This is a genomic window from Microbacterium sp. IO18, from assembly GCF_049099505.1.
Lineage (GTDB): Bacteria > Actinomycetota > Actinomycetes > Actinomycetales > Microbacteriaceae > Microbacterium > Microbacterium aurugineum.
In genome coordinates this window covers 2108668-2120730 of the sequence record NZ_JBMJAF010000001.1, presented here as the reverse complement: position 1 = coordinate 2120730, position 12063 = coordinate 2108668, and the positions used below count along the sequence as shown (strand labels likewise).

The following is a 12063-nucleotide window of genomic DNA, read 5'->3' as shown; positions in this document are numbered from 1 at the left end:
CCTTCAGACCCAAAGATCATACGGCACGTCTCGTCTAGGGATCTGTGGCTATCCTGAGTCCATGGTCAACGAGCATCGCAGCGGGCCCGTGCGCAGCACCGCGGCACGCGAAGCGATCCTCGACGCGACCTCCCGCCTGTTCCACGCCCAGGGGTACGACCGGCTCACGATCGAGGGCATCGCCAAGGAAGCCGGGGTGGGCAAGCAGACCATCTACCGCTGGTGGCCGTCGCGGGGTGCCCTGATCGCGGACTGCCTGGTCGACGGGCGCCTCATCCCCGTCGATTTCGTCGTGCCCGACACGGGTGACCTGTTCGCCGACGTCGAGGCCTGGCTGCAGTCGGTCTTCCGAATCCTCGAGACGACGCAGGGCCAGGCGTTGCTGCAGTCGCTGGTCGCCGCCGCCGCGGAGGATGCCGCGGTCGGCGCTCACCTCGGGGGGAGCCTCGGCGTCGAGCAGCATCTCTCCAAGCGTCTGCGCGGCGGGATCCGCGACGGCGAGCTGCCGGAAGATGCGCCCGTCACGCAGATCGGTCGGGCGATCCTCGGGGCGATCATCGTGGAGTCGCTCGGCCGCGAGAGCCACGGACCCGGCGGGATCATCGAGCTGATCCGGTACCTCTTCACGCGCTGAGTCGCGCGTGTGTCGTGCGGTCAGCGTTGAGTCTCAGCCGAGGAGCAGCGTCAGCACCGTCGCGCCGCCACCGGCGAGGATCAGCGCGATGATGACCGTCCACGCGACGATGCGGATGCGCCGGTTGCGCTTCTCGCCGAGGTCGCCGTAGTCCTCGCTCAGGTTGTCGCTCATGCGCTGACCTCCGTGACGGTCGGACCGAAGTAGGACGGGAGCGTGGCCTGCGAGCGCTCGCGGAGCTCAGCGGCCGAGACGGTGAAGACGCCCTGGACCTCGAGCTTCGCGCCCTCGTCGTCCGTCACGCCGATGCGCATCACCGGGTAGTCGCGTCCCTCGCAGAGGCCGCGGAACTTCACGTCGTCCTCACGGGGCACGGTCACCAGCACGCGACCGGTCGACTCGGAGAACAGCGCAGACGCGGCATCCACCCCATCGCGCTCGATGATCTCGTTCAGCCAGACGCGGGCGCCGACGCCGAAACGCATGACGCCCTCGGCGAGGGCCTGCGCGAGGCCACCCTCGGAGAGGTCGTGCGCCGAGGAGATCAGCCACTCGTCGCGAGCCGCAGAGAGCAGACCGGCGAGGCGCTTCTCCGCCGCGAGGTCGACCGCAGGCGGCAGACCGCCGAGGTGCTGGTGCACCACGTCCGCCCACGCGGAACCCGAGAGCTCGGTCGAGGTGGTGCCGAGCAGGTAGATGTTCTGGCCCTCGTCCTGCCAGCCGGAGGGGATGCGGCGCGAGACGTCGTCGATGATGCCGAGCACGCCGACCAGCGGGGTCGGGTGGATCGGCACGTCGCCGGTCTGGTTGTAGAACGAGACGTTGCCGCCGGTGACCGGGGTCCCCAGCTCGTAGCATCCGTCGGCCAGGCCGTCGACCGTCTGGCCGAACTGCCACATGACCTCGGGGTTCTCGGGCGAGCCGAAGTTGAGGCAGTCGGTGATCGCGGTCGGCACAGCGCCGGTGACGGCGACGTTGCGGTACGCCTCGGCGAGGGCCAGCTGCGCTCCTGCGTACGGGTCGAGCTGGCAGTAGCGGCCGTTGGCGTCGGTCGAGACCGCGAAGCCGAGGCCGGACTCCTCGTCGACGCGGATCATGCCGGCGTCGTCGGGGAAGCTCAGTGCGGTGTTGCCGAGCACGTAGTAGTCGTACTGGTTGGTGATCCAGCTCGTGTCGGCGAGGTTCGGCGAGGCGACGATGTCGAGGAACTGCTCGCGCAGCGTCTCCGGGTCGTTCGAACGGGGGAGGTTCTCGGCGGCGTCTGCCTGGAGGGCATCGATCCACGTCGGGTAGGCGACCGGGCGGTCGTAGACGGGGCCGTCGACCGCGACCGTCGAGGGGTCGACGTCGACGATGCGCTCGCCCTGCCAGTCGATGATGAGGCGTCCGTCACCGGTGACCTCGCCGAGCACGGAGGTCTCGACCTCCCACTTGTTCACGACCTCGAGGAACGCGTCGAGCTTCTCGGGCGCGACGATCGCCATCATGCGCTCCTGCGACTCCGACATGAGGATCTCCTCAGCCGTGAGCGTGGGGTCGCGCAGCAGGACGTTGTCGAGCGAGACCTTCATGCCGCTGTTGCCGTTGGCCGCCAGCTCGCTGGTCGCGCAGGAGATGCCGGCGGCGCCCAGGTCCTGGATCGCCTCGACGAGCTCGCCGCGGTACAGCTCGAGGCAGCACTCGATCAGCACCTTCTCGGCGAAGGGGTCGCCCACCTGCACCGCGGGGCGCTTGGTCGGCCCGGTGGAGTCGAAGGAGTCGGAGGCGAGGATGCTCGCGCCGCCGATGCCGTCGCCACCCGTGCGGGCACCGAACAGGACGACCTTGTTGCCGACGCCGGTCGCGTTGGCGAGCTTGAGGTCTTCGTGACGCAGCACCCCCACCGCGAGCGCGTTCACGAGCGGGTTGGCCTGGTAGACGGCGTCGAAGACCGTCTCGCCGCCGATGTTCGGGAGGCCCAGGCAGTTGCCGTAGAAGCTGATGCCGCTGGTCACACCATGCACGACGCGGGCGGTGTCAGGATGGTCGACCGCACCGAAGCGCAGGGCGTCCATGACCGCGACCGGGCGGGCGCCCATCGAGATGATGTCGCGGACGATGCCGCCGACGCCGGTCGCCGCACCCTGGAAGGGCTCGATGAACGACGGGTGGTTGTGCGACTCGGCCTTGAAGGTGACGGCCCAGCCCTCGCCGACGTCGACGACGCCCGCGTTCTGGCCCATGCCCACCATGAGGCGTTCCTTCATCTCGTCGGAGACCTTCTGGCCGAAGCGGCGCAGGTAGTTCTTCGATGACTTGTAGGAGCAGTGCTCCGACCACATCACGGAGTACATCGCCAGCTCGCCCGAGGTGGGCCGGCGGCCGAGGATCTCCTTGATGCGCTCGTACTCATCGGGCTTGAGTCCGAGGGCCCCGTAGGGCTGCTCCTTCTCGGGCGTCGCGATCGCGTTCTCGACGGAGTCGGGGACGTGCTGGGGGGAAGGTGCAGGGGCGGTGGTCACGCGCACTCCAAGGGAAGGGGCCGGCGGGGCATGTCCAGTCTACCGGCGCGGGTTCGGCGTGCATTGCGGGTGCAATAACGCTCCGTGGAAGGCCGCGTCCGGAGCGTTTTCGATCCCGCCACGGGTCGACGGATCCCCCGGAATGGGGGGTGTCGAGAGAAAACCGTTCACATGAACGGTTTTCTGCGCTATGGTCGGTGCACGGCGCAGCGAGGCGTCGCCTGAGCGGGGCAGAGCTGTCCTGTGGAACGGAGCAGAGCACATGAACGACCGTCGAGCCTTCGACCGGCGCACCTTTCTCGTGGCCGGGGCGGCCTCGCTGGCGACCGTCGCGATGACCCCTGCGCTCCCGGCTGCTGCCGCACCCGTCGAGTCGCCGGTCGCGGCGCCCGCTCTCCTTCGCGGCGGCCTGAACGCGCAGACGCGCCGATTCGACACGCGCCAGGTGCGGGGGTGGGCGGCCGACACCTGGCGGAGCCTCGTCGCGATGACCGACCGGAGCACCGGCCTCCCCGCCGACAACATCACCGAGGGACTCAGCGCCGGGGAGCGCTCCGGCTACACGTCTCCGACGAACATCGGTGGCTATCTGTGGTCGACGCTCGTCGCCCGAGAGCTCGGCCTCATCTCACGGGGCGAAGCGACCGGGCGTCTCATCCGCACCCTGAAGACCCTCGACCGCATGGAGCATCACGCCCCGAGCGGCATGTACTACAACTGGTATGACGAAGCCACGGGCATGGCCCTGCGCACGTGGCCCGATTCGGGCGATGTCATCCATCCTTTCTGCTCCAGCGTCGACAACGGATGGCTGGGTGCCGCGCTACTCACGGTGAAGAACGCGGATCGGGGCGCGGCGCACTGGGCGTCCAAGGTCTTCGACCGGATGCGCTGGGACGCGTTCTACAACGACAACAGCGACCCCGAGCACCCGGTGCGCGAGGGCGGACTCCTTCACGGCGGCTTCTTCCCCTTCGACCACGACCGGCCGGGCGGCGTCTACCGGGGCACGCACGTCGGCGGCGAACCGGTGTGGCTGACCACGCACCACTACGACACCGTGGTGTCCGAGACGCGCATCACCACCTATCTCGGGATCATCACGGGACAGATCCCCGGGAAGCAGTACTACGCGTCCTGGCGCACCTTCCCGGCCTCCTGTGACTGGTCGTGGCAGGAGATGCAGCCCGTGGGCGAGAGTCGCACCTACTTCGGTCTCGACGTCTACGAAGGCGCGTACACCTACCGCGGGATGCGCATCGTGCCGGGCTGGGGCGGCAGCATGTTCGAGGAGCTCATGCCCGACGTGTTCGTGCCGGAGGCCCGGTGGGCACCCGGGAGCTGGGGGCGCAACCACCCGCTGCACGTGCGGGCTCAGCGCGAGCACGGTCTCGAAGAGGCCGGCTACGGCTATTGGGGGTTCAGCCCGTCGAGCAACCCGGCAGGCGGGTACCGCGAGTACGGCGTCGACGCGCTCGGTCTCAATCCCGACGGCTACCTGTCCGACCAGGAGGGAACGAATTTCGACCCCGGCTTCGGCGACTGTCGGCCGGCGACGAACCCGAAACCGACGTACGGAGACGGCGTGGTCACCCCGCACGCCGCGTTCCTCGCGATGATGCACGAGCCGGCGGAGGCGTTCACGAACCTCGCGAACATCCAGCGGGACTTCGACGCGTACGGGCGTGGCGGCTTCTTCGACGCCGTCGCCGTGCGATCGGGCACGGTCGCCCGTCGTCACCTCTCGCTCGATCAGGCGATGGTGATGGGCGCGATCGGCAACGTGCTCTGTGACGGCGTCGTCCGTCGAGGCTTCGCGACGCGGGCCGTCGAAAGCCGGCTCCGCCCGGTCATCGGTATCGAGAGGTTCGGTGCCGGACGCGCCTGAGCAGCGTCCGCCAGGCGTCGACGAGAAGCAAGACCCCATCAGATCGGAAGGCGATCACATGAGAATCAACAAGAGACTGGCGGCGTTCGCGCTCGTCGGCGTGACACTGGCGACATTGACGGCCTGCGGGAGGGCGGATGCCGGGCCCGCGGAGGGCGCAGGAGCGGAGGACATCTCCGACGGACCAGCCACCGGCAGCCTCACCGTGTGGGCCATGGGAGCCGAGGGGGAGAACCTCGACGAGCTGACGAAGACCTTCGAGGAGCAGAACCCCGACGTCGACGTCGAGGTCACCGCGGTGCCCTGGGGTTCTGCGCACGACAAGTTCATCGCCGCGATCGCGTCAGGCACCACACCGGACGTGGCTCAGGTGGGCACGACCTGGATGGGTGAGTTCGCCGGCCTGAACGCGCTCGACCCGGTGCCCGCGCAGATCGACGACAGTGTCTTCTTCGAGGGCGCGAACGCCACGAACCTGGTGGACGGCGTCTCCTACGGCGTGCCGTGGTACGTCGAGACCCGCGTCGTGTTCTACCGCACCGACATCGCCGAGGCCGCCGGCATCACCGAGCCGCCGACGGACTGGGACGGACTGCACGACATGGCGGCCGCCATGAAGACGCAGCCGGGAGTGGACTGGGGCATCAGCCTGCAGCCCGGCGGAACCGGTTCCTGGCAGACACTGCTCCCGTTCATGTGGCAGGCGGGCGGCGACATCACGAACGACGCCTTGACCGAGTTCACGTTCGACTCCCCGGAGAACGCGGACGCGTTGTCCTATTACCAGTCGTTCTTCACCGACGGTCTCGCCGACAGCGCCCCCACCGAGGGCACGACGGAGGCGGACTTCGTCGATGGCCGTGTGCCGATGTTCATCTCCGGTCCCTGGATGATCGGCAGCGTCGAAGCGCTGGGCGGCGAGGGGTTCGCCGACGAATACGGCGTCGCGGTGATGCCCTCTGCCGAGAAGGAGGCCTCGTTCGTCGGCGGCTCGAACCTCGGCGTGTTCTCGAACACGAAGAACCGGGATGCCGCGTGGAAGCTCGTGCAGTTCCTCACCGAAGAGGAGACCCAGGCCTCGTGGTTCGACATCGTCGGTGACCTGCCGTCCGTCAAGGGGGCATGGACGACCGATGCATTGAAGTCGGATGAGAAGCTCGCCGTCTTCGGGACGCAGCTCGAGACCGCGAAGGCACCGCCGTCGATCACGACATGGGAGCAGATCGCGACGAGCCTCGACGCGCAGGTGGAGGCGGTCACCAAGACCGGGTCGGATCCGGCGGAGGCGCTCCGAGCCGTGCAGCAGGAGGCCACATCGATCGGGTTCGGCGGCGAATGACCGTCGCCGCTCGGCAGCCTCGCTCGGGTCGAAGCAGGAGCTTCCGCTCGAGCGAGGCACGGGCGGGCCTGATCCTCGCCCTCCCCTTCTGCCTCCTGTTCGGGGTCTTCACCGTCTGGCCCGTGTTCCAGTCGATGTTCATGAGCTTCACCGATACTCGGGTGACCGACATCAAGACTCCGTTCAACGTCGGCTTCGTCGGCCTGGACAACTACGCCAAGGCTCTCGGAGACCCGCTGTTCCTGCGCGCCGCCACCAACACCGCCGTGTTCGTGGCGGTCGGGGTCCCGCTGACGATAGCGGTGGCGCTGCTCGCGGCCGTCGTGCTCGACAAGGGCATCAAGCGCTTCCGCAACTTCTTCCGGGTGGGCTTCTACACACCCGTGATCACCAGCATCGTGGCGGTCGCGGTGGTGTGGAAGTTCCTCTATCAGCCGGACAACGGTCTCATCAACACCGTGCTCGAATGGGTGGGGATCGACGGGCCGCACTGGCTCGGAGACCAGCGCACCGCGCTGGCCTCGCTGATCGTCATGGCTGTGTGGCGGAACTTCGGCACCGGGATGATCATCTTCCTCGCGGGCCTGCAGGCTGTGCCGCCGTCGCTCCTGGAGGCAGGCTCCCTCGACGGCGCCGGTGCATGGAAGCGCTTCTGGCACATCACGTTGCCGACGCTGCGGCCGACGATGCTGTTCGTCGTCGTCACCACCACGATCGGATACCTGCAGTTCTTCGAGGAACCGTTCGTCATGACCGACGGCGGTCCGCTCAACAGCACCCTCTCCGTGTCGCTGTACACCTACCGGCAGTTCGGATTCGGCAACTTCGGGCTCGCGGGCGCGATGGCGTACATCACGTTCATCGTCGTCATCGTCGTCACTTTCATCCAGTTCCGTGTGAGTAGGGAGAAGAGCTGATGCGCGCATCCCGGAACCGGGTGTGGATCTACATCGCGGTGATCCTCGCTTTCGTGATCGTCGTGATGCCGTTCCTCTGGATGGTGCTCGGCGCGTTCAAGACTCAGGGCGAGCTCCTCGCGTCGCCGCCGACCTGGTGGCCGGCGAACCCGACGTTCGACAACTTCGTGCGACTGTTCGAGCGGCTCGACTTCGGACGGTTCTTCTTCAACTCGGCGACCGTGGCCGTCGTCGTCACCACGGGCAACATCCTCTTCTGTTCGATGCTCGGGTACGCACTGGCGATGCTGGACTTCCCGGGCAAGAAGGCGATCTTCATCGCGGTGCTCGGCACGTTGATGATCCCGGGGCTGGTCGTGTTCATCCCGCAGTTCGTCCTCGTGGTCAATCTCGGACTCGCCGACACGCTGACGGCGTTGTTCATCCCGTTCCTCGCCGGCGCGTTCGGGGTGTTCCTGATGCGACAGTTCTTCCTGGGCACTCCGCGCGACCTCCTGGAGGCGGCGCGACTCGACGGCGCGGGGGAGTTCCGGATCTTCTTCCGTGTGTACCTGCCGCTGGCGGGCCCCGCCATCGCCACGCTCGCGACCCTCACCTTCCTCGGCTCCTGGAACAACTTCCTCTGGCCGCTCGTCGTCGCCAGCAGTGAGAAGACCTACACGCTGCCGGTCGCGCTGTCGCTGGTGTCGACGGGGCAGAACGCGACGGACTTCGGCCTGCTGCTCGCGGGCGCGACGGTCGTCGTGCTGCCGGTCCTGGTCGTCTTCCTCTTCTTCCAGCGATTCATCATCGAGGGCATCGCCACCAGCGGCATCAAGTGATCGTCGCCGCGCCGCCCACACCCCAGAGAGATTGAAGGAAAGTGCACTACTCCCTCCCCGTCATCCGAGCGCAGTTCACGTCGGCAGGAGCCCTGGGCTCTCTGCAGGCCGGGCCCCTCAGTCTGCTGCAGTATCCGGCCAGCGAGCTCGAACCGGGGCCGCACCAGGTCTGGCTCCGGTTCCGCAGTGCGGAGGGGGTGCACGCGCATCCGCTCACCGGTCCCGCGTGCGAGGGCCGGGTCGCTCGCGGTGACGGCTCGGCGCTGGTCTCGGGGACGACCAGCGGAGTGGAGTGGCAGGTGTGGTGGGAGCACCCCGCAGACGGTGTCGCCGGCTGGAGCGTCCACCTCCGCAACGCCGGGTCCGAGCCGGTCGCGCTGGACGTCGTGCACCTGATCGATCCGGCATTGACCGCGGCCGAGAGCCTGCGTGAGAACGAGTTCTACGTGTCGAACTACCTCGATGTCCAGCCGCTCGGCGAGCCGGAGGTCGCGTGGCTCGCCGTCCGGCAGAGCATGCCGGGATCGAGGAATCCGTGGATGGCCGTGGGGAGCACCGAGCGGGTGGTGGGGTGGTGCACGGATGCCCGACAACTGGCGTTCCCTGACGGAGGACTCGATCTCTCGCGGGACCTTCCGTCCCGCCGCCTGCAGGGCGAGCACACGTTGCTGGGCCTGCAGACGGAGACTCGGACGCTGGCGTGCGGCGAGACCCGTGCGTTGAGGTTTCCCGTCGTGGTCGTGGACGACCATCCCGGCCGGACGGACGCGAGTGACCTGGCGTTCGTGGACGCGATCGATGGAGGAGCGCCGTGGCGCACGGAGCCGCCGCAGCTCGGACCCCTCGCCGCCGTCGTGCCGACGCTCTTCAGCCCGGTGCGCACGGCGATCGTCGAGGACCTGTCCGAGGAGGACTTCCTCGCGGTGGGCGGCGCGCACGCCGAGGGGGTGGAAGCCGGGACGGACGGCCCTTTGGCGTACTGGGCGGGCGGCCGCCACGTCGTGTCCGGCGCGAAGGAGCGTGCCGTCATGCGTCCGCACGGTCACATCTCGCGGGTGTCGGCGGGCCCGCATCCCGCTGATCTCACGGTCGCCTCCACGGCGTGGATGAACGGTGTCTTCGCCTCGCAGCTCACGATCGGGCATGCCAGCGCTGCGCCGCTCCTCTCGGTGCGGCGCAGCGCCGTCGGGCTCAAGCGCGCCGATGGGCTGCGGCTCTTCGTCCGCGGAACCACCGGCCCGTGGCTGATGCTCGGCACCCCGAGCGCGTGGATCGTCGACGGCCCCCGGGTCCGCTGGGTCTATCGGTGGGATGGACGGCACATCGAGGTGGTCAGCACGCTGAGCCTGGGGGAGCTGATCGTCGAGGTGGAGGTCGTCGAAGGCCCGCCCATCGAGCTCCTCGTATCGGCCCATGCCGATGCGGTCACGGCCTCCGGAGAGGACGGCTCGCTGTTCGCCGACGGCCGCAGCCGCGACGACCGATGGCGGGCGAGCGTCCATCCCGCGGGGACGGTGTTCCGGCACCGCATCGTGCTCGTCGATCAGGCGGACGCGGGAGAGCGTGGGGCGCTGTGGCGTGCTCCCGAGCTTCACGGCGATGACGAGAGCATCCGCCGCCTGAACCGCATCCTGCCGTCGTTCGTCGCGGACGCGGCCGTTCACTACCAGGCGCCGCGAGGGCTCGAGCAGTTCACGGGCGGCGCATGGGGTACCCGTGACGTCAGTCAGGGACCGGTGGGACTGCTCCTGGCCACCGACAGTCCGGCAGTGCTGCGCGACGTGCTGCTCACGGTGTTCTCCGCGCAGCAGACCGACGGCGACTGGCCCCAGTGGTTCCAGTACCTCCGTGACCACCGTGCACCCGGGCATCGGGACAGCCACGGCGACGTGGTCTATTGGCCGCTCCTGGCGCTGGGGGAGTACCTGGAGGCGACGGGGGACGACGGCATCCTGCACGAGCGGGTGTCGTCCGTCGGGACGGACGAGCTGTCGCCGCCCTCATCGATCCTCGAACACGTAGAGGCGGCGTTCGGACGACTGGCCTCACGCCGCAGCGCCGACCCGCGCCTGCCTGCCTATGGGCACGGAGACTGGAACGACGCCCTTCAGCCCGCCAGCCCCGCCCTCGCGGCCTCGCTGTGCTCGACCTGGACGACCGAGCTGGAGATCAAGGCACTCGAGACGCTCGGACCCCGTCTCGCCGATGCCGCCCCCGAACTGGCCGACCAGATGGCGTCGCTCGCGGCCGGCACGCGCAGAGCGTTTCGCGAGCGCCTCCTCGTGGACGGGGAGCTGTGCGGGTACTCGATCATCACCTCGGACGGACTCGAGCCGCTCGTGCATCCCGCGGACGACCGGACGCACATCGGGCACGGATCCCTGCAGGTGATCCACGCGATCGGCGACGAGCTGCTCACCCCCGAAGAGGCCTCGCACCACCTCGCCCTCGTCGACCGGCACCTCGACGGCCCCACCGGCATCTACCTGTTCGACCGGCCCCTTCCCTATCACGGTGGGGTCACGCGGACGTTCCTGCGGGCTGAGGCGGCGTCGTTCTGGGGGCGCGAGATTGGCCTCATGTACTCGCATGCCCACATCCGGTGGGTGCAGGCGCTGCTGCGACTCGGGTTGGCGGAGCGGGCGTGGAAGGCGTTGCAGCTGCTGATACCGCAGGGGGTGCGATCGGCTGTGCCCGGAGCCGCGGCGCGGCAGTCGGATTGCTACTACTCGTCCTCCGATGCGGGGTTCGCCGACCGCTATGAGGCGCAGGACCACCCGGACCGTCTCTTCGATCCGGAGTTCTCGTTCGAGGGAGGGTGGCGTGTGTATTCGTCCGGGCCGGGGCTCATCCTGCGGATCCTGGTCGAAGAGGTGCTCGGATGCCGGTGGACCGTGCACGGGCTCCAGGCCGACCCCGTGCTCCCCGAGGTGTTCGACGGCTCCTCGGCGCAGATACGGTGCGGGGGCAGAGACGTCATCGCGACCTACCGGGTCACGGGGGAAGGGCACGGTGTGCGGCGCGTGCTGCTCGACGGACGCCCCGTCGACACGACCCCTGTGCCGCGACGATACCGGCGGGGCGGGGTGTTGATTCCGCGCGCGACCTGGGAGGCGCAGGAGGCCGGCGAGGTGCGCCTCACGATCGAGGTGGGCTGATCCCTGTCACGCCTCCGCGGCGGGCGATTCCTCCGGGGCATCCGACGGGAGGAAGTATCCGCGCACGAACTCCTCGAAGAGCGGCACCATGTCGACGGACTCGTCGAGCAGCCACTGCAGCTGGATCCCGTCCATCACCGCACTGATCAGCCGCCCCGCGAGGTCCGGGTCGAGGTCGGTGCGCACTTCGCCCACCTCCTGCGCCCGGCGGAGGAGGTCTCCCGCCCGGTCGGCTGCGGAGCGGTAGCGGTCGACGAACTCGTCGTGCAGGGGGTGATCCGGGTCGGAGGCCTCCGCCGACACGATCGCGTACAACGATGCGAGGCCGCGGGATGACTGGTTGTGCGCGACGACCTTGCCGGCCTGATCGATGAGCGTGTGCTCGGCGGGCTCTCCTGCAGCTCCGCGGACGGTCTCGTCGCGTTGGTGCAGCACCTCGGCGAAGAGTTCCTCCTTGTCGGCGAAGTGGTGCATCAGTCCGGACTGAGTGAGCCCGACCCGCCGGGCGATCTCACGCATCGAGCTGTTTCGATACCCGGTGCGCGAGAACAACTCCAGCGCTTCGTCGACGATCGCCTGCCGCCGCGCCTGGCCCTTCGCGTAGCCTTTGCGCTGCTCCGCCGCGGTTCCCCGCTGCTCCGTGTCGCCTGTGTCCACCGCTGCGCTCCCGCCTCGATACCCGACTCAAAACCTAACACCCGAACGGCTTTGCAGCGGTCGCCCGATGCCGCGGTTCACAACTCAGGAAAGGTCGCGCCGATTCAGCCCGCAGGGGTCGATCCGGGCAGGAGGACTGCGCTCTTCC

9 protein-coding genes are annotated in these 12063 nt (G+C 68.6%); 6 read left to right on the top strand and 3 right to left on the bottom strand.

The window, feature by feature from the left end; all coding sequences use genetic code 11:
* Positions 1 to 61: 61 nt before the first annotated feature.
* Positions 62 to 634: a TetR/AcrR family transcriptional regulator gene (locus ACLF6J_RS10130; protein WP_134352699.1), complete on the top strand. Its 573-nt coding sequence runs from the start codon at positions 62 to 64 to the stop codon at positions 632 to 634.
* Between the two features lie 33 nt (positions 635 to 667).
* On the opposite strand, the gene ACLF6J_RS10125 is transcribed toward ACLF6J_RS10130, so the two are convergent.
* Both ACLF6J_RS10125 and purL read right to left on the bottom strand, forming a co-directional pair.
* Positions 668 to 808, bottom strand: a complete 141-nt coding sequence (locus ACLF6J_RS10125; protein ID WP_165875457.1) for a hypothetical protein — start codon at positions 806 to 808, stop codon at positions 668 to 670.
* Positions 805 to 3135 (bottom strand): phosphoribosylformylglycinamidine synthase subunit PurL, encoded by a 2331-nt coding sequence (gene purL / locus ACLF6J_RS10120; protein ID WP_134352700.1) that lies wholly within the window; start codon positions 3133 to 3135, stop codon positions 805 to 807. Before purL ends, ACLF6J_RS10125 begins: the two co-directional genes overlap by 4 nt.
* Positions 3136 to 3397: 262 nt before the next feature.
* Between purL and ACLF6J_RS10115 the strand changes: the two genes are divergently transcribed.
* The 5 genes from ACLF6J_RS10115 to ACLF6J_RS10095 are packed head-to-tail and all read left to right on the top strand — an operon-like array spanning position 3398 to position 11258.
* Positions 3398 to 5023, top strand: a complete 1626-nt coding sequence (locus ACLF6J_RS10115; protein ID WP_134352701.1) for a glucoamylase family protein — start codon at positions 3398 to 3400, stop codon at positions 5021 to 5023.
* A gap of 58 nt (positions 5024 to 5081) precedes the next feature.
* On the top strand, positions 5082 to 6362 hold the full coding sequence (locus ACLF6J_RS10110; protein WP_134352702.1) for a sugar ABC transporter substrate-binding protein: 1281 nt from the start codon (positions 5082 to 5084) through the stop codon (positions 6360 to 6362).
* The gene (locus ACLF6J_RS10105) at positions 6359 to 7279 is read left to right on the top strand and encodes a carbohydrate ABC transporter permease (RefSeq protein ID WP_134352703.1); all 921 of its coding nucleotides are present in this window, start codon (positions 6359 to 6361) and stop codon (positions 7277 to 7279) included. Before ACLF6J_RS10110 ends, ACLF6J_RS10105 begins: the two co-directional genes overlap by 4 nt.
* Entirely contained in the window at positions 7279 to 8100 is an 822-nt protein-coding gene (locus tag ACLF6J_RS10100; protein ID WP_047523687.1) for a carbohydrate ABC transporter permease, read from the top strand. The genes ACLF6J_RS10105 and ACLF6J_RS10100 overlap by 1 nt, the downstream gene beginning before the upstream one ends.
* A 41-nt stretch (positions 8101 to 8141) precedes the next feature.
* The gene (locus ACLF6J_RS10095; protein ID WP_134352704.1) at positions 8142 to 11258 is read left to right on the top strand and encodes a cellobiose phosphorylase; all 3117 of its coding nucleotides are present in this window, start codon (positions 8142 to 8144) and stop codon (positions 11256 to 11258) included.
* A gap of 6 nt (positions 11259 to 11264) precedes the next feature.
* Here ACLF6J_RS10095 and ACLF6J_RS10090 read toward each other — a convergent pair whose 3' ends face one another.
* Positions 11265 to 11915 (bottom strand): TetR/AcrR family transcriptional regulator, encoded by a 651-nt coding sequence (locus ACLF6J_RS10090; RefSeq protein ID WP_134352705.1) that lies wholly within the window; start codon positions 11913 to 11915, stop codon positions 11265 to 11267.
* Positions 11916 to 12063: the final 148 nt, after the last annotated feature.